Annotated in this window: 20 protein-coding genes; 7 read left to right on the top strand and 13 right to left on the bottom strand. The window is 72.7% G+C overall.

All coding sequences use genetic code 11. From position 1 onward, the window contains the following. Positions 1 to 9: 9 nt before the first annotated feature. Entirely contained in the window at positions 10 to 1,473 is a 1,464-nt protein-coding gene (hflX, locus tag OG767_RS09015) for a GTPase HflX (protein ID WP_405092985.1), read from the bottom strand. 200 nt (positions 1,474 to 1,673) lie between these two features. On the opposite strand from hflX, the gene OG767_RS09010 reads away from it, so the two are divergent. After that, positions 1,674 to 3,146, top strand: a complete 1,473-nt coding sequence (locus tag OG767_RS09010) for an NAD-dependent malic enzyme (RefSeq protein ID WP_405092984.1) — start codon at positions 1,674 to 1,676, stop codon at positions 3,144 to 3,146. A gap of 581 nt (positions 3,147 to 3,727) precedes the next feature. Here OG767_RS09010 and dapF read toward each other — a convergent pair. From dapF to OG767_RS08995, 3 genes are read right to left on the bottom strand one after another with little or no spacing between them, the layout of a single operon-like run. Next, positions 3,728 to 4,573: a diaminopimelate epimerase gene (gene dapF / locus OG767_RS09005; RefSeq protein ID WP_405092983.1), complete on the bottom strand. Its 846-nt coding sequence runs from the start codon at positions 4,571 to 4,573 to the stop codon at positions 3,728 to 3,730. Between the two features lie 7 nt (positions 4,574 to 4,580). Beyond that, entirely contained in the window at positions 4,581 to 5,498 is a 918-nt protein-coding gene (gene miaA / locus OG767_RS09000; protein WP_405094168.1) for a tRNA (adenosine(37)-N6)-dimethylallyltransferase MiaA, read from the bottom strand. After that, positions 5,483 to 6,202, bottom strand: a complete 720-nt coding sequence (locus OG767_RS08995; protein WP_405092982.1) for a hypothetical protein — start codon at positions 6,200 to 6,202, stop codon at positions 5,483 to 5,485. Before OG767_RS08995 ends, miaA begins: the two co-directional genes overlap by 16 nt. 200 nt (positions 6,203 to 6,402) lie before the next feature. Between OG767_RS08995 and OG767_RS08990 the strand changes: the two genes are divergently transcribed. Further along, the gene (locus OG767_RS08990) at positions 6,403 to 7,611 is read left to right on the top strand and encodes a DUF349 domain-containing protein (protein ID WP_405092981.1); all 1,209 of its coding nucleotides are present in this window, start codon (positions 6,403 to 6,405) and stop codon (positions 7,609 to 7,611) included. Positions 7,612 to 7,970: 359 nt separating this feature from the next. After that, positions 7,971 to 9,602 (top strand): cellulase family glycosylhydrolase, encoded by a 1,632-nt coding sequence (locus tag OG767_RS08985; protein ID WP_405092980.1) that lies wholly within the window; start codon positions 7,971 to 7,973, stop codon positions 9,600 to 9,602. Between the two features lie 105 nt (positions 9,603 to 9,707). On the opposite strand, the gene miaB is transcribed toward OG767_RS08985, so the two are convergent. From miaB to selD, 3 genes are all read right to left on the bottom strand, one after another. Next, a complete protein-coding gene (gene miaB, locus OG767_RS08980; RefSeq protein ID WP_405092979.1) occupies positions 9,708 to 11,207 on the bottom strand; it encodes a tRNA (N6-isopentenyl adenosine(37)-C2)-methylthiotransferase MiaB in 1,500 nt (499 codons plus the stop codon). A 76-nt stretch (positions 11,208 to 11,283) separates the two neighbouring features. Then, positions 11,284 to 11,763, bottom strand: coding sequence for a hypothetical protein (locus OG767_RS08975; protein WP_405092978.1), 480 nt, complete (start codon positions 11,761 to 11,763; stop codon positions 11,284 to 11,286). A 203-nt stretch (positions 11,764 to 11,966) separates the two neighbouring features. After that, positions 11,967 to 12,950 (bottom strand): selenide, water dikinase SelD, encoded by a 984-nt coding sequence (gene selD / locus OG767_RS08970; RefSeq protein WP_405092977.1) that lies wholly within the window; start codon positions 12,948 to 12,950, stop codon positions 11,967 to 11,969. Positions 12,951 to 13,157: 207 nt separating this feature from the next. On the opposite strand from selD, the gene OG767_RS08965 reads away from it, so the two are divergent. The 4 genes from OG767_RS08965 (at position 13,158) to OG767_RS08950 (ending at position 16,450) form a co-directional block, all read left to right on the top strand. Beyond that, a complete protein-coding gene (locus OG767_RS08965; RefSeq protein WP_405092976.1) occupies positions 13,158 to 13,904 on the top strand; it encodes an amino acid ABC transporter ATP-binding protein in 747 nt (248 codons plus the stop codon). 50 nt (positions 13,905 to 13,954) lie between these two features. Next, the gene (locus OG767_RS08960; RefSeq protein WP_405092975.1) at positions 13,955 to 14,821 is read left to right on the top strand and encodes a glutamate ABC transporter substrate-binding protein; all 867 of its coding nucleotides are present in this window, start codon (positions 13,955 to 13,957) and stop codon (positions 14,819 to 14,821) included. Positions 14,822 to 14,900: 79 nt separating this feature from the next. Further along, positions 14,901 to 15,575: an amino acid ABC transporter permease gene (locus OG767_RS08955; RefSeq protein WP_343442816.1), complete on the top strand. Its 675-nt coding sequence runs from the start codon at positions 14,901 to 14,903 to the stop codon at positions 15,573 to 15,575. Beyond that, complete coding sequence (locus tag OG767_RS08950; protein ID WP_405092974.1) at positions 15,575 to 16,450, top strand: amino acid ABC transporter permease; 876 nt, start codon at positions 15,575 to 15,577, stop codon at positions 16,448 to 16,450. The genes OG767_RS08955 and OG767_RS08950 overlap by 1 nt, the downstream gene beginning before the upstream one ends. Positions 16,451 to 16,523: 73 nt before the next feature. On the opposite strand, the gene rny is transcribed toward OG767_RS08950, so the two are convergent. The 6 genes from rny to OG767_RS08920 all read right to left on the bottom strand — a co-directional run bounded on the left by rny (position 16,524) and on the right by OG767_RS08920 (position 22,993). Beyond that, positions 16,524 to 18,290, bottom strand: coding sequence for a ribonuclease Y (gene rny / locus OG767_RS08945; protein ID WP_405092973.1), 1,767 nt, complete (start codon positions 18,288 to 18,290; stop codon positions 16,524 to 16,526). A 468-nt stretch (positions 18,291 to 18,758) separates the two neighbouring features. Beyond that, the gene (locus tag OG767_RS08940) at positions 18,759 to 19,472 is read right to left on the bottom strand and encodes a 3-keto-5-aminohexanoate cleavage protein (RefSeq protein ID WP_405092972.1); all 714 of its coding nucleotides are present in this window, start codon (positions 19,470 to 19,472) and stop codon (positions 18,759 to 18,761) included. Between the two features lie 72 nt (positions 19,473 to 19,544). Further along, positions 19,545 to 20,237 carry a regulatory protein RecX gene (locus OG767_RS08935; protein ID WP_405092971.1) on the bottom strand — a complete coding sequence of 231 codons (693 nt, stop codon included), beginning with the start codon at positions 20,235 to 20,237 and terminating at the stop codon, positions 19,545 to 19,547. An 11-nt stretch (positions 20,238 to 20,248) separates the two neighbouring features. Next, positions 20,249 to 21,298: a recombinase RecA gene (recA, locus tag OG767_RS08930; protein ID WP_107159085.1), complete on the bottom strand. Its 1,050-nt coding sequence runs from the start codon at positions 21,296 to 21,298 to the stop codon at positions 20,249 to 20,251. 185 nt (positions 21,299 to 21,483) lie between these two features. After that, a complete protein-coding gene (locus tag OG767_RS08925; protein WP_018785963.1) occupies positions 21,484 to 21,684 on the bottom strand; it encodes a DUF3046 domain-containing protein in 201 nt (66 codons plus the stop codon). Positions 21,685 to 21,688: 4 nt separating this feature from the next. Then, positions 21,689 to 22,993: an MFS transporter gene (locus tag OG767_RS08920; RefSeq protein WP_405092970.1), complete on the bottom strand. Its 1,305-nt coding sequence runs from the start codon at positions 22,991 to 22,993 to the stop codon at positions 21,689 to 21,691. Positions 22,994 to 23,043: the final 50 nt, after the last annotated feature.

Genomic DNA, 23,043 nt, shown 5'->3' with positions numbered 1-23,043 from the left:
GCCGGACGGTCACCGCCCGGCGCCCACCCGATCGTCGTTGGCGAGCCGGTCACCCGCGCGGTAGGGCGCCAGCTCGGCGGCGAGCGCCTGACCCACCCGCACGTGCAGCAGCGTGCCCTCGGGCAGGTGCGCGGTGCTGAGCACCTCGCCCTGACGGTGCACCCGGGCCACCAGGTCACCCCGGTCGTACGGGAGCACCGCGCGGACCTCGACCGCCGGCCGGGGCAGCCGCCGCTCGACCGCCTCGCGCAGCTCGTCGACCCCGCGCCCGCTGTGCGCGGAGACGAAGACCGCGTCCGGCCAGAGCCGCTTGAGCCGCAGCATCGTCTCCTCGTCCGTGGCGTCGGTCTTGTTGACCACCAGCAGCTCGGGCAGCCGGTCGGCGCCCACCTCGGCGAGCACCTCGCGGACCGCCCGGACCTGCTCCTCCGGATCCGGGTGGGTGCCGTCGACCACGTGCACCACCAGGTCGGCGTCGCCGACCTCCTCCAGCGTCGAGCGGAACGCCTCGACGATCTGGTGCGGCAGGTGCCGGACGAAGCCCACCGTGTCGGAGAGCGTGTAGAGCCGCCCGTCGGAGGTGGTGGCCCGGCGGGTGGTCGGGTCCAGCGTGGCGAACAGCGCGTTCTCCACCAGCACGCCCGCCCCGGTCAGGCGGTTGAGCAGGCTGGACTTGCCGGCGTTGGTGTAGCCGGCGATGGCCACCGCGGGCACCGCGTTGCGGGAGCGCCGGGCGCGCTTCGTCTGGCGTACCGTGGTCATGCCCTTGATCTCGCGGCGCAGCCGCGCGATGCGGTGCCGGATCCGACGGCGGTCGGTCTCCAGCTTGGTCTCACCCGGGCCACGCAGGCCCACGCCGCCGCCGGCGCCACCACCGCGACCGCTACCACCGGTCTGCCGGGAGAGCGTCTCACCCCAACCGCGCAGGCGCGGCAGCAGGTATTCGAGCTGGGCCAGCTCGACCTGCGCCTTGCCCTCCTTGCTCTTGGCGTGCTGGGCGAAGATGTCGAGGATCAGCGCGGTGCGGTCGACCACCTTGACCTTGGTGCGTTGCTCCAGGTTGCGCAGCTGCGACGGGGAGAGCTCACCGTCGCAGATCACCGTGTCGGCGCCGGTGGAGAGCACCACCGCGCCCAGGTCGTCGACCTTGCCCCGACCGATGTACGTCGCCGGGTCCGGTCGGTTGCGGCGCTGGATCAGCCCTTCGAGCACCTGCGAGCCGGCCGTCTCGGCCAGCGCCGCCAGCTCGGTGAGGCTGTTCTCCGCGTCGGACTGGTTCCCCTCCGTCCAGACGCCCACCAGGACGACCCGCTCCAGCCGGAGCTGGCGGTACTCGACCTCGGTGACGTCGGTCAGCTCGGTGGAGAGGCCAGGGACCCGCCGCAGTGCCTGCCGCTCCGACAGCTCGTACTCACCGGTGGTGGTGTCGAGCTCGTCGTCCTCGTAGGGGTGGAAGGTCTCCTGCTCGCGCAAACCGCGTCTCCTGTCCGTTATGTGCATCGCCGAGCATTTTCGGCGCGTGACAGCAATCCTGACACGTGTCAACGCCGGGCGCACCCGCGTTATGCCCGTGGCGCTACCCACCGGTAGTGGGGCCGGATGCCGGTCGGCCCGGGTGGGCGGGTAGAAATGCCAGTCGAGCCGCTCAGCGTCGACGGAGGAGTTGTTTTCTCGTGGCCATCACCCGACTGCCGAGTGCCGGATTCTCGATCACGATCCGGATCGCGGTGCCCGCCGACGCCTCCTCCATCGGTCGACTGACCACCGCGGCGGGCGAGGCCGGTGCCATCGTCACCGCGCTGGACGTGGTCGACTCCGACCCGACCAACGTGGTCGTCGACCTGACCTGCGACACCGCCGACGCCGGCCACGCCGACCAGGTCGTCGACGCGCTCACCGCGCTCGACGGGGTGGACGTGCGCAAGGTCTCCGACCGCACGTTCCTGCTGCACCTCGGCGGCAAGATCGAGGTGACCTCCAAGGTCGCGCTGCGCAACCGGGACGAGCTGTCCCGCGCGTACACCCCGGGGGTGGCCCGGGTCTGCATGGCGATCGCGGAGAACCCGGCCGACGCCCGGCGGCTCACCATCAAGCGCAACACGGTCGCCGTGGTCAGCGACGGCTCTGCCGTGCTCGGCCTGGGCAACCTCGGGCCGGCCGCCTCGCTGCCGGTGATGGAGGGCAAGGCGGCACTGTTCAAGCGCTTCGGCGGCGTGGACGCCTGGCCGGTGGTGCTGGACACCCAGGACACCGACGAGATCGTGGCGATCGTCAAGGCGATCGCGCCGGCGTACGGCGGCATCAACCTGGAGGACATCGCCGCGCCGCGCTGCTTCGAGATCGAGGCCCGGCTGCGCGAGGCGCTGGACATCCCGGTCTTCCACGACGACCAGCACGGCACCGCGATCTGCGTGCTGGCCGCGCTGACCAACGCGCTGCGCGTGGTGGGCAAGCAGCTCGCGGACGTCCGGGTCGTGGTCTCCGGCGCCGGCGCGGCCGGCACCGCGATCATGAAGCTGCTGCTGCGTCAGGGCGTGGGCGACATCATCGCGTACGACCGGCAGGGCGCGCTGCACCGCGGGCTGCCCGACCTGAACCCGGCCTGGCAGTGGCTGGCCGAGAACACCAACCGGGAGAACTACACCGGTGACCTGGCCGGTGCGGTGCGCGGCGCGGACGTGTTCATCGGGGTGAGCGCGCCCAACCTGCTCACCGGCGACGACGTGGCCGCGATGGCGAAGGACGCGATCGTCTTCGCGCTGGCCAACCCGGACCCGGAGGTGGACCCGCGGGAGGCGCGCAAGCACGCCGCCGTGGTCGCCACCGGCCGCTCGGACCAGCCGAACCAGATCAACAACGTGCTCGCCTTCCCGGGCGTGTTCCGCGGCATGCTCGACGCGCACGCCGAGGAGTTCACCGAGGAGATGGCGATCGCGGCGGCCCGCGCCATCGCCGACGTGGTCGGCGAGGACAAGATCAACCCCACCGTGATCGTGCCGAGCGTGTTCGACTCGCGGGTCGCCCCGGCGGTGGCCGCCGCGGTGCGCGCCGCCGCGCAGAACCCGGCCGTCACGCCGCCGCCCGCCGCCGACCCGGGCCCGGCCGACCTTCCCGAGATCGCCGCCAACGCCAGCGCCACCCCCTGACGGCGCCACCCCGACCGCCGCGGCTTCCCCGCCACCCGCCTTCCCCACCGCCCGCCTCGGCTGCCACCCCCCGGGGCCCGGCCGCCCGCGTTCGCTGCATGCCGCGCCCTCTGGCCGCCCGCCTTCGCTGCATGCGGCGCCGTCTGGCCGCCCGCCTTCGCTGCATGCGGCGCCGTCTGGCCGCCCGCCTTCGCTGCATGCGGCGCCGTCTGGCCGCCCGCCTTCGCTGCATGCGGCGCCGTCTGGCCGCCCGCCTTCGGCTGCCTGCCGCGCCGCCTGGCCGCTTGTCCTAAGCTGCCGCCGCCGGCGCCGCCGCCGGCGTGTCGCGGGCCGGCGTGTCGCGGCCGGTAGAGGTGCGACTGTGCAGCGATATACCGCTGCGTCATAAATATGACCAGTCGGTATATCGCTCCTGAGCCCATCCGTCTCCCGGGCCGTTACCCAACGTCACCAATGCCCCTGTGCGGGCGACGCCCCAGCTCGGGCGACGCCCCCGTGCAAGGCGAACGCCCCCAGCTCGGGCGACGCCCCCGTGCAAGGCGAACACCCCGCACGACCGGCACCGGCCGGGGAGGCACGAGTCAGGGGCGCAGGGCGGCGCGGGTCAGGGCGCCGGTGGCGACCAGCACGGCAGGGCCGGCCAGCCAGCAGGAGTCGGCGGTCACGGTGACCGTCAGGCGGCCGCCCGGGACGTCCACGGCCACGACGCCGTTCTCCCGGCCCATGTCCCGCAACGCCACCGCCGCCACCGCGCACGCGCCGGTGCCGCAGGAGAGCGTCTCGGCGGAGCCCCGCTCGTGGACCCGCATCAGCACGTGCCCGTCGGTGCCGTCGACCGGCTCGCCGGGCGTGGTGAACTCGACGTTGACGCCGGCCGGGAACGTCGCGGCATCGACCTCGGGGGCGCGGGTGAGGTCGAGGGCGGCCAGGTCCAACGCAGCCGGCAGCGCACACACCAGGTGCGGGTTGCCGACGTCCACCGCCGCGCCGGTCAGGGTCAGCCCGCCCAGTGTGGCGGTGGCCGCGTCGTGCAGGCGGGGCCGGCGCATCTCGACCGCCACGTCCGCGCCCTCGACGCGGGCCCGGACCAGACCGGCCCGGGTGGCGATCGGCAGCGTCTCGCCCGACGGGGCGACAAGTGACCGCTCCAGCAGGTAGCGCACGAAGACCCGGGCCCCGTTGCCGCACATCTCCGCGAACGAGCCGTCGGAGTTCCAGTAGTCCATGAACCACTCGGCCTCGCCGGCCAGCGCGGCGCCGTCGGGGTGCTTCGCGGCGCGCACCACCCGCAGCACGCCGTCACCGCCCAGCCCGCGCCGTCGGTCGCAGAGCGCGGCGACCAGGCCGGGCGTCAGGTCGAGCGTGCCGTCCGGGTCGGGCAGGATGACGAAGTCGTTGCCGGTGCCGTGCCCCTTGCTGAACTCCACGGTCCCATCATCCCCGATGCCCGACGGCGATCCGCAGCGCCGCGTCGACGAACCCGGGAGCTGCCGAGTCGAGCCAGTGCACGCGCGGATCGCGCCGGAACCACGAGCGTTGCCTGCGGACGAAGCGGCGGGTGGCCCGGATCGTCTCCTCGTACGCCTGCGTCTCGGTCAGCTCACCGGCCAGGAACCGCAGCACCTGCTGGTAGCCGAGGGCCCGGCTGGCCGTCCGGCCCGCCGGCAGCCCCGCGCCGACCAGCGTGCGCACCTCGTCGACCAGGCCGTCGGCCCACATCCGGTCCACCCGCAGCGCGATCCGCTCGTCCAGCGTCGCGGTGTCCAGGTCCACGCCGAGCTGCACGGACGGGTAGTACGGCGTGGGCGCCGGCAGCGACGCGGTGAACGGCGCGCCGGTCAGCTCGATCACCTCCAGCGCCCGGACGATCCGCCGGCCGTTGCCGGGCAGGATGCCGGCCGCCGCCACCGGGTCCGCGGCGGCGAGCCGGGCGTGCAGCGGGGCCGCGCCGACCTCGGCCAGCTCCGCCTCAAGCCGCTCCCGCAGCGCCGGGTCGGTGCCGGGGAACTCGAACTGCTCCAGCACCGCCCGCACGTAGAGCCCGGAGCCGCCGACCAGCAACGGCACCCGCCCCCGGGCGAGGATGTCGTCGACCGCCGCGCGGGCCAGCTTCTGGTACTCGGCGACGCTGGCCGGCTCCGTCACCGGCCAGATGTCCAGCAGGTGGTGCGGCACGCCCTCCCGCTCGGCCGGGGTCAGCTTGGCGGTGCCGACGTCCATGCCCCGGTAGAGCTGCATCGAGTCGGCGTTGACCACCTCACCGTCGAGCGCGTGCGCCAACGCGATGCTCAGCGCCGACTTGCCGGCCGCGGTCGGCCCGACCACCGCGATGACGGTCACGACAGCTCCCAGTTCGCCACGAAGTAGGCGACGCCGTAGGGCGCCCGGTGGTAGCTCAGCTCGCCGCGCCAGTCGCCGCCCGCCGCGCCCACCGCGCCGGCCAGCGTCTGCCAGGGCGCCCGCCCGGCGACCCGCAGCTCGGCGGAGAGCACCGGGTCCAGGCCGCGCAGGGCGTCGGCGTCCGCGCCGGCCAGGGCCGCGGCGACCATATCGTCGTACGCGGGCGCGCGCGGGTCGTCGTACCCCGGCGCGGTGACGCCCCGGCAGGCGGACCCGTCGCCGAGCACGAGCAGCGCGACCCGCGGATCGTCGTCGGTGATCAGGCTCGCGCCGAACGCCGCGCACTCCGCCGGTGCGGCGTCGTGGGCCACCGACCGGGCCAGGCGGGGCAGCCCGGTGCCGGAGCGGTTCAGCAGCCAGGCGCCGATGGTCAGGCTCAGCGGCAGGACCTCTCCGCCGGAGCAGGAGATCTTCCACAGCCGCACCGGCCGGTCGAGCCCGAAGCCGCGCAGAGAGCCCGAGTCGGCGGCGTTGAACCGGACGGTCTCCGGTCCCCCGCCGACGAGCAGAATCGCGTCGGGCCCGGCGGCGAGCAGCCGGGCGACCGCCGCGTCGGCGGCGGCCCGCAGATCGTCCAGCTCGGGTGCGGCGGCGCCGGCCAGCTCGGGCACGAGCAGCGGCGGATGGGGGCAGACGGCGGCGGCGACCAGGGGCACGACCCCAACCTAGCGGGACACCCCGGTGCGTCCCGCGCCGATCCGGTCATCGAGGGCGTACGACACCGTATGGTCACGGTCGACGACAGGCGCTCGACACGGACGGGGGCGGACCTGTGACAATGCCGGGAGAAAGTTTGCTGCGCCGTGGCGGCGACCGAGGGCTGTTCCCTCGGCGCCGGGAGAACGAGGATGGGCACATGAGCGACTGGACTGCCTTCGGACGGGTCGACGAGGACGGCACCGTCTACGTCAAGACCGCCGAGGGCGAGCGGGTGGTCGGATCCTGGCAGGCGGGGGCCCCGGAGGAAGGGCTCGCCCACTTCGCCCGGCGCTTCGCCGACCTGGTGACCGAGGTGGACCTCACCGAGGCCCGGCTCAACTCGGGCGCGGCCGATGCCGGCCACTCGCTGACCACGATCCGCCGGATCCGCGCGTCACTTCCCGAGGCGCACGTGGTCGGGGACATCGACGCCCTGGCCGCCCGGCTGGACAAGCTGGCCGCCGTCGCCGAGGAGAAGGCCGGCGAGGCCAAGGCGGCCCGGGAGGCCGCCCGGGGCGAGGCGCTGACCCGCAAGACCGCCCTGGTCGAGGAGGCCGAGAAGCTGGCCGCCGAGTCGACCGGCTGGAAGACCGCGGGCGACCGGCTCAAGGAGATCCTCGACGAGTGGAAGACCATCCGCGGCGTCGACAAGAAGACCGACGGTGAGCTGTGGAAGCGGTTCGCCGCCGCGCGGGACGGCTTCACCCGGCGCCGGGGCGCCCACTTCGCCTCCCTCGACCAGCAGCGCAAGCAGGCGCAGACGGTCAAGGAGGAACTGGTCGCCGAGGCCGAGAAGCTCAAGGAGTCCACCGACTGGGGCGTCACCGCCGGCCAGCTCAAGGACCTGATGGCCCAGTGGAAGGCCGCGCCGCGCGCCGCCAAGGAGGCCGAGCAGAAGCTCTGGGAACGGTTCCGGGCCGCGCAGGACGAGTTCTTCACCCGCCGCAGCGAGGTCTTCTCGGCGCGGGACAACGAGCAGAAGGTCAACCTGGAGCGCAAGCAGGCGCTGCTGGTCGAGGCCGAGGCGCTCGACGTCGACGGCGACCCGAAGGGCGCCCAGGCGAAGCTGCGGGAGATCCAGGCGCAGTGGCACGAGGCCGGCCGGGTGCCCCGCGAGGCGGCCGCCGGCCTGGAGCGCCGGCTGCGGACGGTGGACGAGAAGGTCCGCCAGGTGATGGACTCGGCGTGGCGGCGCACCTCCAAGGAGGACAATCCGCTGCTGGCGCAGATGCGCGCCCAGGTGGCCGAGGCCGAGGAGCGGCTGGCCCGGGCCCAGGCGGCCGGCGACACCCGCCGCATCAAGGAGGCCGAGCAGGCGCTGGCGTCCAAGCGCCAGTTCCTCCAACTGGCCGAGCAGGCCGGCTGACCCTCCCCCCTCCCTCTCCCTCCCTCCCCCGCGCGCACATTCACGGAAAGAGTGCCTATTCCACGCCGGATAGGCACTCTTTCCGTGAATCAGCGTGGAAAGGGGGGCGGGGTGCGGTGGTGTGTTGACGCATCGAGGTGGGCTGATCAGAATGGGCGGCGGAGTCAGGTTGTGATGCCGGCGCAGGGCGTCGACGGGTGATCATCGCCGTCGAGGGTCGCCGGTGTTCCCCCGCGGTTGGCCGTCCACGTGACCGGCCCGGCGGACGCTGTCCGCGTACTCGATGACGAGCGGGTCGGGCCTCCTGGTCCTGCCGCCCGCGGCGCCCGAGCGGCGCGGGCATCCGAAGTGGAGCTCCCATGCACCGACGCACCGCCCTCGGCGGCGCCCTGACGGCGCTCGCCACCGCCGCGGCCGGCATCCTCGTCGCCGCGGCCGTCAGCACCACCCCGGCCGTCGCCGCGGCCGGCGGCACCGGCACCGGTTACCTGCACACCAACGGCAACAAGATCGTCGACAGCACGGGCGCGACCGTCCGGCTGACCGGCATCAACTGGTTCGGCATGGAGACCGACAACAAGACGTTCCACGGCCTGTGGTCGAGCAACCCGTGGCGCGGCCAGCTCGACACCATGGCCCGGTTGGGCTACAACACGCTGCGCATCCCGTTCTCGAACGACTCCATCAAGCCCGGCGCGACGGCGACCGGGATCAACGACTTCGTCAACCCGGACCTGATCGGGCTCTCCCCGTTGCAGATCCTGGACAAGGTCATCGACTACGCGGGCAGCAAGGGGATGCGGGTCATCCTGGACCGGCACCGGCCGACCTCGGCCGGGCAGTCGCCGCTCTGGTACACCTCGGGCGTGTCCGAGGCGACCTGGATCGCCGACTGGAAGACGATGGCCCAGCGGTACGCGAACAACCCGACGGTGATCGGCGCGGACCTGCACAACGAGCCGCACGCCGAGGGCACCAACCCGGCCGCCACCGGCGCCTGCTGGGGCTGCGGCGACACCGCCCGGGACTGGCGGCTCGCCGCCGAGCGGGCCGGCAACGCGATCCTCGGCGTGCAGCCCAACTGGCTGATCTTCGTGGAGGGGGTGAGCTGCCCGAGCGGCGGCCTGTCGAACGTCTGGGACAACGACCCCAGCAACGACGAGGACTGCGGCTGGTGGGGCGGCAACCTGTCCAAGGCCGGGCAGTTCCCGGTGCGGCTCAACGTGGCGAACCGGCTGGTCTACTCGCCGCACGAGTACGCCACCTCGGTCTACCGGCAGGCCTGGTTCGACGACCCGAGCTACCCGGCGAACATGCCGGCGATCTGGGACAAGTACTGGGGTTACCTCTACAAGCAGAACATCGCGCCGATCATGATGGGCGAGTTCGGCACCACACTCCAGGACCCGAAGGACAAGGTCTGGCTGGAGAACCTGATGGCCTACACCGGCACCGGGGTCAACGGCATGTCGTTCACCTACTGGTCGTGGAACCCGAACTCGGGTGACACCGGCGGCATCGCCAACGACGACTGGACCACCGTCAACCAGGCCAAGCAGGCCATCCTCCAGCCGTACCTGATCCCGCCGACGGGTGGCGGCAGCACCAGCAGCCCGTCCCCGACCGGCACCCCGAACACCTCGCCGGCACCGACCACGCCGGCACCGACGACGCCGGCGCCCAGCGGCGGCTGCACCGCCAGCTACAAGCAGACCAACGCCTGGGCCGGCGGGTTCCAGGGCGAGCTGACCGTCAAGAACACCGGCACCGCCGCGCTGAACCCGTGGTCGGCCACCTGGACGTGGCCGTCCGGGGTGACGCTGGCCAGCGGCTGGAACGCCACCGTCACGCAGTCCGGCACCACGGTCACGGCCGCCGCGCCGAACTGGGCGTCGTCGCTGGCGCCGGGTGCCTCGGTGACCGTCGGCTTCACCGCCAACGGCACCGCCGCCACCCCCGCCACCGTCAAGCTCAACGGCACCGCCTGCTGATGGTGTAAGGAGGGGCCCCCTTTTAACGCATTCGGTAGAGAGGGGGCCCCTTCTCAACACCTGGTGTTAAGAAGGGGCCCCTCCTTCCGAGCGAGCGGGGGTGAGTCAGTGGGCGGCGCAGCCGCCGGTGGGGGCGGGCGACTCGGCCGGCGCGCCGACCGTCGGCAGCCCGAGCAGCACCCCGGGCGTACGCGGGGCGCGTCCCGCCTCGGCCGCGTCGCCGGCCCGGGTACGCCGGTGCGCCACCGGTGCCCCGTCCGCGTTGAGGTGGTGCGGGGCGGCGTACGTGACAGTGGTGTGCACGATGTCGCCGGGGCGGATCCGCCCGGCCAGGTCACCGGTGGCGAAGTGCACGAGCCGGCCGTCGCGGGCCCGGCCGGACATCCGGCCGGTGCGCTCGTCCTTGCGCCCCTCGCCGACGGCGACCAGCACCTCGACGGTCTCGCCGACCAGCTTCTTGTTCTCCGCCCAGGTGATCTCCTCGACACAGGCGATCAACCGCTCGTAGCGCTCCTGGACGACCTGCTTGGGGAGCTGGTCGGCCATGGTGGCGGCCGGGGTGCCGGGGCGCTTGGAGTACTGGAACGTGAACGCCGACGAGAACCGGGCCTCCCGGACCACGTCGAGGGTCTGCTGGAAGTCCGCCTCGGTCTCGCCGGGGAAGCCGACGATGATGTCGGTGGTGATCGCCGCGTCCGGCATCGCCGCCCGGACCTTGGCAATGATCCCCAGGTACTTCTCCGACCGGTACGAGCGGCGCATCGCCCGCAGCACGTCGTCGGAGCCGGACTGCAACGGCATGTGCAGCGAGTGGCAGACGTTCGGCGTCTCGGCCATCGCGGCGATCACGTCGTCGGTGAAGTCCTTCGGGTGCGGGCTGGTGAACCGGACCCGCTCCAGCCGGTCGACGTCGCCGCAGGCGCGCAGCAGCTTGCCGAACGCGTACCGGTCGCCGAACTCCACGCCGTAGGAGTTGACGTTCTGCCCGAGCAGCGTCACCTCCAGCACGCCCTCGGCGACCAGCGCGCGCACCTCGGAGAGCACGTCGCCGGGGCGGCGGTCCTTCTCCTTGCCGCGCAGCGACGGCACGATGCAGAACGTGCAGGTGTTGTTGCAGCCGACCGAGATGGAGACCCAGCCCGCGTACGTCGACTCGCGCCGGGTCGGCAGCGTGGACGGGAAGACCTCCAGCGACTCGAGGATCTCCACCTCGGCCGCCGCGTTGTGCCGGGCCCGGTCCAGCAGCGCCGGCAACGAGCCGATGTTGTGCGTGCCGAAGACGACGTCCACCCAGGGCGCCTTGCGGACGATCTCGCCGCGGTCCTTCTGGGCCAGGCAGCCGCCGACCGCGATCTGCATCCCGGGGTGCTTCGTCTTGACCGGGCGGAGGTGGCCGAGGTTGCCGTAGAGCCGGTTGTCGGCGTTCTCCCGGACCGCGCAGGTGTTGAACACCACCACGTCGGGCTGTTCGGCGGACTCGGCGGCGCGCACGTAGCCGGCGTCTTCGAGCAGGCCGGAGATGCGCTCGGAGTCGTGCACGTTCATCTGGCAGCCGTACGTGCGCACCTGGTAGGTGCGCGGGCTGCCCGCGGCTGCGGTAGTCATGACCCGGACAGCGTATCCGGGCCACCCGGACCGCCCCACCCCCGTGTCCCGCCCGGCGGGTGGGGGTGGGGGCCGGTCAGGCGGCGGCCAGCGCGGGGGCGACCGAGTCGGGGGCCCACCGGGAGCGGTGGCACTGCGACCAGCCCCGGCAGCCGGGGTCGGCAAGCGTGCAGAGCCGCTGGTCGCTGAGCACCTCGCCGTCGTCGGTCTCGACCACGTCGAGGTGCACCGGGCGGATCGTGCCGTCCGGGGCGACCAGCAGGTGCCGGCCGGCGTCGAGCGTGTCGTCGCGCATCAGGCAGTTGCGGCCGAGCACCCGGGCCAGGGCCGCGATGGCGGGCAGCTCGGGCAGGCGTTCGGGCACGCCGTAACAGTCGACCACGGTGCCGTACGCCCCGGGCGCCTCCCACACGTCGCAGACCACCGCGTACGCGGGCAGCCGGACCGGGTCGGCGACGGCGAGCGGCATCACCACCCGGCCGAGTGCCTCGGCCAACGCCGGGTAGACCTCCACCGGCGCGCTGCCGTCGATTCTCCAGTTCCACAGCTCGGTCATGCCGCCTCCTCGCTGCGCTCGTCCCACCGGCCTCCGGATCGGGCCTTACTGACGATGGTGGGGGGCATTTGACCTCGACCGGGGGCAAGTTACCGGTCTGTGACCATTCCGGGCAAAATTTCCCCTGGGCGACGTTGCCCTGAGTAGCGGGAAGATGACAGTTTATCGGGTACGGTGTCGCGTCCGCACCGCTGCCACGCCGGTCAGCGCAGCCGGATCAACGTGTCGGAGGCGGGCAGCAGCTCGCCGACCACCGTGCCGCCCGGCACCTCGCCGGCCACCAGCAGCCCGCCCGACGTCTGCGCGTCGGCCAGCAGCAGCCGCTCGGCCTCGTCGACGTCGCCGAAGTCGGTCCACGGCGTCACCCACTCCAGGTTGCGCCGGGTGCCGCCGCTGACGTACCCGTCGCGCAGCGCCTCCCGCGCGCCCTCCAGGTACGGCACCGCGGCGGTGTCGATCGCCACCGTGAGCCGGCTGGCGCGGGCCAGCTTCGAGGCGTGCCCGAGCAGCCCGAAGCCGGTCACGTCGGTGCCGCAGCGGATGCCGGCGGCCACCGCGGCGCGGGCGGCGTCCCGGTTGAGCCGGGTCATCGAGTCGACCGCCGCCGCGAAGCGCTCCCCGGTCTGCTTGTGCCGGGTGTTGAGCACGCCGACGCCGAGCGGCTTGGTCAGCGACAACGGCAGCCCGGCCCGCCCGGCGTCCAGCGTGATCAACTCGTCCGGGCGGACCAACCCGGTGACCGCCAGGCCGTACTTCGGGCCGTCGTCGTCCACACTGTGCCCGCCGGCCAGGTGGCAGCCCGCCTCGCGGGCCACGTCCTGCCCGCCGCGCAGCACCTCCCGGGCCAACTCCAGCGGCAGCACCTCCCGCGGCCAGCACAGCAGGTTGAGCGCGACGAGCGGGGTGCCGCCCATGGCGTACACGTCGGAGAGCGCGTTGACGGCGGCGATGCGGCCCCAGTCGTACGCGTCGTCGACGACCGGGGTGAAGAAGTCGGCGGTGGTCACCAGGCCGGTGCGCTCGTCCAGCCGGACCACCGCGGCGTCGTCGCCGTTCTCCAGGCCGACCAGCAGCTCGGCCGCGCCGCCGCTCGGGCCCAGCCCGGCGACCATCGCCTCCAGCTCACCGGGCGGGATCTTGCAGGCGCAGCCACCGCCACGGGCGTACTCGGTGAGCCGGAACGTCATCGCTCCATGATCTCCGCGAGATGGCGGCGTCGCCAATCGGGCGCCCCGGCCGGGACGGAATTGGGACCCGCCGGCACACCGGTGACCGGTGTTACCGCTCCGTGACCAACTGAGTTGCGTTCCGCCACATCACCCCGCCTACAGTTGCCCAACCGGGGGTCGACCGACCCCCTGTTCCGGCACGGACGACAGGGACGGTGGACGATCGTGACGACGGGCGACCCGCTGATCGTGCTCGACGGGGTCAACAAGTGGTTCGGGCCGCTGCACGTGCTCGACGACGTGTCCCTCTCCGTCGGCCGGGGCGAGGTGGTCGTGGTCATCGGCCCGTCCGGCTCCGGCAAGTCGACGCTGTGCCGCGCCATCAACCGGCTGGAGCCGATCGACAACGGCACCATCACGTTCGACGGGCAGCCGCTGCCGGCCGAGGGCAGGCCCCTGGCCAAGCTGCGCAGCGAGGTCGGCATGGTGTTCCAGTCGTTCAACCTCTTCGCGCACAAGAGCATCCTGGAGAACGTCACGCTCGGGCCGGTCAAGGTCCGCAAGGAGAAGCCGGCCGCCGCCCGCGAGCGCGGCCTGGCCCTGCTCGACCGCGTCGGCATCGCCAACCAGGCGGACAAGTACCCGGCCCAGCTCTCCGGCGGCCAGCAGCAGCGGGCGGCGATCGCCCGCGCGCTGGCCATGCAGCCCAAGGCGATGCTCTTCGACGAGCCGACCAGCGCGCTCGACCCGGAGATGGTCGGCGAGGTGCTCGACGTGATGACCTCGCTGGCGCGCGACGGCATGACCATGGTGGTGGTCACGCACGAGATGGGCTTCGCCCGGCACGCGGCCAACCGGGTCATCTTCATGGCCGACGGCAAGCTGGTCGAGGACGCGCCGCCGAACGAGTTCTTCGCGAACCCGCGCAGCGAGCGGGCCAAGGACTTCCTCTCCAAGATCCTCACGCACTGAGCGTCCGTAGTGGAGTCGTCCCGGCGGCTCCGTCGAAGAAGGAGATGTGTATGCGTATGAAGCGCGTGGCGGCGGTAGCCGCGGCGGCGACCTTGGCGCTCGGCATGAGCGCCTGCGGCGGCGACGGGGACAGCGGGTCCGGCAGCGGCGGGGCCAAGGGCATCATCGGTAAGGCCCAGAACCAGAAGAAGCTGGTCATCGGCGTGAAGGCCGACCAGCCGGGTCTCGGCATCCAGACCGGCAGCCAGTACGAGGGCTTCGACATCGAGATCGCCAAGATCGTGGCCAAGGGCCTCGGTGTGGACGCGAACAACATCGAGTGGAAGACCACCGTCTCGGCCAACCGTGAGCCCTTCATCCAGCAGGGCACCGTCGACCTGGTGGTGGCCACCTACACCATCAACGACGAGCGCAAGCAGAAGGTCAACTTCGCCGGCCCGTACTTCATCGCCGGCCAGGACCTGCTGGTCAAGGCCGACTCCACGATTGCCGGCCCGGAGGGTCTGGACGGCAAGAAGGTCTGCTCGGCGCAGGGCTCCACCCCGGCCAAGCGGATCCAGACCGACTACCCGAAGGCCAAGCTCCAGCAGTTCGACGCGTACTCGAAGTGCATCACCGCGCTTGAGGGCGGCCAGGTCGACGCGGTGACCACCGACGACATCATCCTCGCCGGCTACGCCGCGCAGTCCCAGTACGCCGGCAAGTTCAAGGTGGTCGGCAAGACCTTCTCCACCGAGCCCTACGGCATCGGCCTGAAGAAGGACGACAAGGACGGCTGCGAGAAGGTCAACGAGATCCTCAAGACCGCCGCCTCGGACGGCACGTACAAGGCCGCCTGGGACGCGACCCTGGGCAAGAGCGGCAAGGCCGCACCCGAGCTGGACACCACGAAGCTGACCAACTGCGGCAGCGTCTGACCTGTTCCAGGGCCGGCATCCCACGGGGTGCCGGCCCTGGGCTGTCACGACGCCGACGACGGGCCCCGGGAGTCGACGCATGCACGTATTCGCTGATCCGACCAACCTCGACGCGTACCTGTCGGGTTTTCTCTGGATCCTCAAGCTGACCGGCGCGTCGGCGGTCCTCGCGCTGGTGCTCGGTGTGCTCCTCGCCGCCTTCCGAGTCTCCCCCGTGCCGGTGCTGCGGGGCTTCGGCGCGGCCTGGGTCAACATCTTCCGCAACACACCGCTGACGCTGATCATCTTCTTCTGCTACTTCGGCCTCTACTCGACGCTGGGTGTGGGCCTCTCCGACGACCTGGACCTGAACAACTTCTGGCTCGGGGTCGTCGGCCTGTCGGTCTACACCGCCGCGTTCGTCTGCGAGGCGGTCCGGTCCGGCGTCAACACCGTCCCGGCCGGCCAGGCGGAGGCCGCCCGCGCGATCGGGCTGACCTTCTTCCAGACCCTGCGGATCGTGATCCTGCCGCAGGCCGGGCGGGCCGTGGTCGCCCCGCTGGGCAGTGTGCTCATCGCGCTGTGCAAGAACGCCACGATCGTCGGCACGATCGGCCTGATCGAGGCGTCCAGCGTGATGAAGCAGCTCATCAACGACAACGGCGACGCCGTGATCCCGATCTTCCTGGTGTTCGCCGGCACCTTCGCCGCGATCCTCGTCCCCACCGGCTACTTCTTCGGCTGGCTGGCCAACCGACTGGCGGTGAAGCGCTGATGAGCACCAGTTCTGTCCTCTACGACCACCCCGGGCCCCGGGCCCGCGTCCGCAACGCGGTGCTCAGCGTCGTCTTCGGCGTCGGCCTGGCGGCGTTGCTCTGGTGGGTCTACACCAAGTTCGACCAGGCCGGGCAGTGGGAGGGGAGCCTCTGGAAGCCCTTCACCGAGGCGTCCACGTGGACCCAGTTCATCTGGCCCGGCCTGCGGCAGACCCTGCTCGCCGCCGCCACCGGCATGGTGCTGTCGCTGGCCTTCGGCGTCCTGTTCGCGGTCGGCCGGCTCTCCGACCACTGGTGGGTCCGGGTTCCGGCCGGCGCGATCGTGGAGTTCTTCCGCGCCGTCCCGCTGCTGCTCATGATCTTCTTCATCTTCTACGGCGTGCCGTTCCTGATCCAGGGGCCGGTGTCGGCGTTCTGGTCCGTGGTCATCGGCCTCACGCTCTACAACGGGTCGGTGCTCGCCGAGGCGTTCCGCGCCGGCATCCGCTCGATCCCGGCGGGCCAGGCCGAGGCGGCGTACGCCGTCGGCATGCGGAAGAGCCAGGTGATGCAGTTGATCCTGGTGCCGCAGGCGGCCCGGGCCATGCTGCCCGTGATCGTCAGTCAGCTCGTGGTGCTGCTCAAGGACACCGCGCTCGGCTACATCGTGGCCTTCCCCGAGCTGCTCCAGCGGGGCGTCAACGACCTGTCCGCGAACCGCGGGAACGTGGTCGCCGCCGCGATCGTGGTGGCCGTCATCTACATCGCCATCAACTCGCTGGTGACCGCGCTGGCGAACTGGCTCGACCGGCGTACCCGGCGACGCGGGTTCCGGGTCCCGAAGCAGGCGACGGCACCGCGGGACGACGCCCAGGTGACCGAACCACAGGGTTGAGCGACGGCTTCCACAGGCACCGAAAGCAGCGTGGGGATGGCGGCCGGCACCGGCCACCATCCCCACGCGTCGGTCAGCGGGCGATCTCGGTGACCCGGGACTCGCGCACCACTGTCACCCGGATCTGCCCCGGATAGGTCAGCTCCTCCTCGATCTGCTTGGCCACGTCGCGGGCCAGCACGGCCGCGCCGATGTCGTCCACGTCGTCCGGCTTGACCATCACCCGGATCTCCCGGCCCGCCTGCATGGCGAAGACCTTCTCCACGCCGAGCTTGCCGGCCGCGATCTCCTCGATCCGCTCCAGCCGCTTGACGTACGCCTCCAGGCTCTCCCGCCGGGCCCCGGGCCGCCCGCCCGAGCAGGCGTCCGACGCCTGGGTGAGCACCGCCTCGATGGTCTGCGGCGGCACCTCGTTGTGGTGCGCCTCGATGGCGTGCACCACGTCCTCGGCCTCGCCGTACTTGCGGGCCAGGTCGGCGCCGATGATGGCGTGGCTGCCCTCCACCTCGTGGGTGAGCGCCTTGCCGATGTCGTGCAGGAACGCGCACCGCTTGATGGTCGCCACGTCCAGGCGCAGTTCCGCGGCCATGGTGCCGGCGATGTGCGCGGTCTCCACCAGGTGCTTGAGCACGTTCTGCCCGTACGACGTCCGGTAGCGCAGCCGGCCCAGCAGGGTGACCAGCTCCGGGTGGATCTCGGTGATGCCCACCTCGACCAGGGCGTCCTCGGCGGCCCGGTGACACAGCTCCTCCACCTCGTGGCGGGCCAGGTCGTAGACCTCCTCGATCCGGTGCGGATGGATCCGGCCGTCCAGCACCAGCTTCTCCAGCGTCAGCCGGCCGACCTCCCGGCGGACCGGGTCGAAGCAGGAGAGCAGCACCGCCTCGGGCGTGTCGTCGATGATCAGGTTGACGCCGGTGACCGACTCGAAGGCGCGGATGTTGCGCCCCTCCCGGCCGATGATCCGGCCCTTCATCTCGTCGCCGGGCAGGTGCAGCACGCTCACCACGCTCTCCGCGGTCTGCTCGCTGGCCACCCGCTGGATGGCGTCCACCACGATGTGCCGGGCGCGCTGCTCGGCGGTGCCCCGCGCGTCCGACTCGATCTCCCGGACCAGCAGCGCGGCCTCCCGCTTCGCCTGCCCCTCGATCGACTCGACCAGCTCGGCCCGGGCGGCGTCGGCGGTCAGCCCGGCCACCCGCTCCAGTTCGCGGCGGCGCTGCTCCTCCACCTCGGTCAGCGCCCGCTCGCGCTCGGCCAGCGCGGCCTCCCGGGCGGCGAGCGCGGCGGTCGCGGCGGTGAGTTGCCGCTCCCGTTCGGCGAGCCGCTCCACCTCCTCGGTGTGCAGCCGCTCCCGCTCGTCCATCCTCGCCGCCCGGCGCTCCACCTCGGCGGCCTGCTCGCGGGTGGTGGCGGCGAGCACCGCGACCTCCCGCTCGCCGCTGCGCCGGGCGGTGGTACGCAGTTGCTCGGCGTCCGCCTCGGCCTGCTTGTGCGCCCGCTCCAGCACGGTGTCGGCCTCGGCGCGGGCATCGTCGAGCACCCGTCGCGCCTCCGCCCGGGCTGCCTTCGCCTCGGCCTTCGCGCCAGCCGCCTCGGCCCGGGCCGCGGAGGCGGCCGACTTCGCCACGTCGATGGTGCTGTTGACCTCGTCGGCGGCGGTACGCAACGCGGCCAGGGACTGTTCCTGCCGGTCCTTCTCCGCGATGAAGGCCGGGTCCTCCGGTGCCGGGGCCAGGCTGAGCCGCTGGAGCGCCCGCACACCGAACAGCACGGCGCCGACCACCACCACGACCAGCAGCAGCACCACCACGAGGAGGACGACGTCGAAGGCGCTCATCGCAGACCGCCGGTGAACCTGTGCCGCCGCGCCATGGCCGCCTCCCCTGAACGTCGGCGCCGCAGGACACGCGCCGACGGGCACGCGCCTGCGACTCTGGACGCCCGACCGGAGCGGCTGGCTGTGGGCAGCTTTCCGTCGGCGGTGCCCCTTCGGGGGAACCGCCGGCGGCCGGTTGCAGTTGTCGGACGCTCCGGACCGGGTCCGGAGCTGCCGTCAAGGGCCGGTGAAGCTGGCCAAAGTGATGCTGTTCTGTTACGCGATCTATGTTGTGCGCTTAGCCTGCGCTGGTCGGGCAAAGTGAGCCTGTATGGCGAGGCTAGGTCGCGAGGACCCGTTCGGTCAAGGAGTCATGATCAAACCACCCGGACGGAGAGAAGTTGAGCCGTCACGGATTGCTGAGAATATGCCGGACAGGGCCGGACAAACCTCGCCGCCTGTCATCCTAGCGTGACATTTCCCGGCTGCTCAGACCCCATCCCCCGGGGCGTGCTGCCGGGCGGCGACGACCAGGGCGGTGTTGTCCGGCGCGCGGCTGCCGTCCGGGAGCAGCAGCGTGTCCTCCAGGCCGATGCGGGTGTGCAGGCCCCGCCGGACCGCCTCGGCGAACACCGGCCAGGTGGCCGGACCCTCGCCGTGCAGCAGCACCGGCGGGCACCCGGTCGGCAGCGCGGCGAGGATCGCCACCGCATCGGCGAGCGCCGCCTCCGCCGGTTCGGCCATGCACTCCACGAGGACCCGGCCGGTCGGAGTCGGCCAGCGACGCCACGCGTCGACCGCCGCCACCGTCCAGAGGCCGGCCTCGACCATGACGCCGCGCTCGTGCAGGGCCGCCGCGACCGCCGCCGCGCCCGGTTCGTGGGCGTTGACCGAGGCGAAGTCGGGCCGCACCGTCCAGGCGCGCACCGCGGCCACCCGCTCGGCCGGGTCGGGCACGATCCAGGCGCCGGTGCTGACCCCGACCGGCAGGCCGGGGCAGGCGGCCCGGACGGCGTCGACCGCCGCGGCGATCACGGCCGGGTCGAGGGACTCGACGCCGCTGTCGTCACGCGGGTGCACGTGCACCGCGGCCACCCCGGCGGCCGCGCAGCGGGCGGCGTCGGCGGCCAACTCGGCCGGGGTGAGCGGGACGGCGGGGTGCTCGTCCCGTCGCCGCCCGCCGTTCAGACACGCCTTCAGCACCGGTGTGCACCCCTTCTGCCATGGCGCCCGCGAGGCCACCGGCGCCGGAGGGTCGCGTCCGGGCCCGGACGGTCAGTCGTGCCGGCGGGCGTCGAGGTCGTTCTCCGCGTCGGCCAGGGCGTCGGCGTCGATGTGCTCGGCGAACTCCGCCGCCTCGGCGCTCTGCGCGGCCAGCGCGTCCTTCACCGCGCGGATCGCCACGCCGGCCGGGTAGCCCTTACGCGCCAGCATGCCGACCAGACGCCGGAACACCGCGTCGGGCTCGCCCCGGGCGGTGCGCAGCTTCCGGTCCACCAGGGCGCGGGCGGTCTCCGCCTCGGCCTCCTCGTCGATCCCGTCCAGCGCCGCGCCGGCCAGCTCGTCGTCGACGCCCTTGCGGCGCAGCTCGTTGGCGAGCGCCCGGCGGGCCAGCCCACGGCCGGTGTGCCGGCTGCTCACCCAGGCCTGGGCGAAGGCCGCGTCGTCGACGATGCCGACCTCGTCGTAACGGTCGAGGACCTGCTCGGCCACCTCTTCGGAGATGCCGCGCCGGGCGAGCGCGCCGGCCAGCTCGGCCCGGGTGCGCGGTCGGGTGGCGAGCTGCCGCAGGCAGATCTCCCGGGCCAGCTCGGCCTCGTCGCGCGGCGGAGCCGGAGCCTCCCCCGGATCGGACTCCGCCGCGCGACCACGGCGGCCACGGCGGGGCTGGGGCGCGCCGGTGGCGTCACCCGTACGGGATGGGCTGGCATCCCAGCCCCGTCCCGTACGGGCGCGTCGTCCTGCCACTGGTCAGCGGATCAGAAGTCGACCGGCGGCAACTCCGGGCCGCCGGCGGCGTCGCCCGCACCACCGGTGCCGACGCCGAGCTTCTCCAGGATCTTCTTCTCGATCTCGGCCGCCACGTCCGGGTTCTCGCGGAGGAACTCGCGGGCCTTCTCCTTGCCCTGGCCGAGCTGGTCGCCGTCGTAGGTGTACCAGGCGCCGGACTTGCGGATGATCGCCTGCTCCACGCCGACGTCGATCAGGGAGCCCTCACGGGAGATGCCCTTGCCGTACATGATGTCGAACTCGGCCTGCTTGAACGGCGCGGCGACCTTGTTCTTCACGACCTTGACCCGGGTGCGGTTACCGACCACGTCGGTGCCGTCCTTGAGGCTCTCGATGCGGCGCACGTCGAGCCGGACCGAGGCGTAGAACTTCAGCGCCCGACCACCGGTGGTGGTCTCCGGGCTGCCGAACATCACGCCGATCTTCTCGCGGAGCTGGTTGATGAAGATCGCGGTGGTGCCGGTGTTGTTGAGGATGCCGGTGATCTTCCGGAGCGCCTGGCTCATCAGCCGGGCCTGGAGGCCGACGTGGCTGTCGCCCATCTCACCCTCGATCTCGGCGCGCGGCACCAGGGCCGCGACCGAGTCGATCACGATGATGTCGATCGCGCCGGAGCGGACCAGCATGTCGGTGATCTCCAGCGCCTGCTCGCCGGTGTCCGGCTGGGAGACCAGCAGGGCGTCGGTGTCGACGCCGAGCGCCTTCGCGTACTCCGGGTCGAGCGCGTGCTCGGCGTCGATGAACGCGGCGATGCCGCCGGCCCGCTGGGCGTTGGCCACCGCGTGCAGGGCGACGGTGGTCTTACCGCTGGACTCCGGACCGTAGATCTCGACGACCCGGCCGCGGGGCAGACCGCCCACGCCGAGCGCCACGTCGAGCGCGATGGAGCTGGTGGGGATGACCGCCGTCTGCACGACGGGCCGCTCCCCCAGCCGCATCACCGAACCCTTGCCGAACTGCTTGTCGATCTGAGCGAGAGCAAGGTCTAGCGCCTTCTCCCGGTCAGGACCTGCCGCCATCGTTGCCACCCCTGCCTTCGCCGGCGTCTTTCCTGAGCTTCGCGTCACGCGGGACACGCTAGGCGCTGGGTCCGACAGAAAACCAGCCGACGGGCCGTGAGCTGTGGACGAGCACCCCGCTGTGGACAATAGCCGAACAGGTGTACGACTGGGCAAGCGACACGCGGAACCAGAGAAAAGGCTGCTCAGCGTAGTCGTGCGGGCACGCGGTCGGGATACGCGGCGACCACCGCGCGCCACACCACGTGCGTTTCCTCACCGGCCGCGAGCGCCTGCTCGACGGTCCGCCCGCCGAGCTGCGACAGCACCTGGTCGCTGGCGATGCTGGCCGCGTAGCCCGGCCCGAACGCCTCCTCCAGACGCGTCCAGAAGTCGGTCAGCCGCACCTGTTCAGCCCTCCTCGTCGAGTGGTTCCGCGCCGGGACGCCGCACCGCCAGCGCCACCAGCGGCACCACCGCGATCGCCGCCAGCAGGGTGAGCGTCGGGTACCCCACGGCCCGCATGACGAACCCGCTCACCGCCGCCGCGCCCGCCCCGGCCAGCCCCATCAGCAGGTCGGAGAGGCCCTGCACGCCGGGCCGGTCGGCGGCGGGCACCGACTCCGACAGCAGCGTCGAGCCCGCCACCATGGTGCCCGACCAGCCCAGCCCGAGCAGCGCCAGCCCCACCGAGAGCGGCGGGGTGTGGTGCCCGGCGGTGCCGGCCACCGCGCACGCGGCCAGCAGCAGCGCCACGCCGCCGAGGATCACCGGCCGCCGCCCCAGCCGGTCGGTCAGCCAGCCCACCACCGGCGAGAACGCGTACATGCCGGCGATGTGCAGGCTGAGCACGATGCCGACCACCCGCAGCACGTCCGCGTCGGAGTGCCACTCGCCGAGATGCACCGGGGTCATCGACATCACCGCGACCATCACCAGGTGCCCCACCGCGACCGCGGCGATGCCGAGGCGGGCGGCCGGCCGCCGGCGTACCGTCCGCCACGCGGCGACCATGCCGCCGCGGCGGGTGACCGCCCGGTCCGGGCCGGCGGGAGCGGCCGGTTCGGCCGCCGCCAGCCGGCGCGCGGTGCGCAGCGGGTCCGGCCGGAGCAACGCGAAGAGTACGACGGCAGCCAGCACGAACGCGACGGCGCTGAAGACGAACGGCCCGGCCAGCGTCGGCACGCCCCAGCCCCGGGTGGCGTCGTCGGCGAACGAGGCGAGGTTCGGCGCGGTCACCGAGCCGATGGTGGTGGCCCAGACCACAAGCGACAACTGCCGGCCCCGACGCGCCGGCTCGGCGAGGTCCACCGCCGAGTAGCGGGCCTGGAGGTTGGCCGCCGTGCCGCCGCCGAACAGCAGCATGCCGACGAAGAGCAGCGGCACCAGACGGGTCACCGCGGCGGCCACCACCAGCACGCCGCCGGTCGCGCCGATCAGGTAGGCCAGGACCAGACCGGGGCGCCGCCCGCGCGCCGCCATCAGCCGGGTCACCGGCACGGCGAGCAGCGCCGCGCCGACCACCCCGGCGCTCTGCGCCAGCCCGGCCAGGGCGGTGCCGGCGATCCGGGCGGCGAGCAGCGCGCCGACCGAGATGCCGATGGCCACGCCGAGGCCGCCGACGATCTGGGTGAGGAAGAGCAGCCGGAGGGTACGCCGCTGGATGGCGGCGACATCGGGCCGGGGCGGGGCCGGCGCGGTCAGGTCGGTGGCCATGGCGCTCCTGGTGGGGACGGGTGCCCCATCCTTCCGCACCGGACCGACCG

It is taken from the genome of Micromonospora sp. NBC_01392 (assembly GCF_045040125.1).
Taxonomy (GTDB): domain Bacteria; phylum Actinomycetota; class Actinomycetes; order Mycobacteriales; family Micromonosporaceae; genus Micromonospora.
The sequence above is the reverse complement of the archived record's forward strand: the minus strand, read 5'-3'. Positions and strand labels throughout refer to the sequence as shown.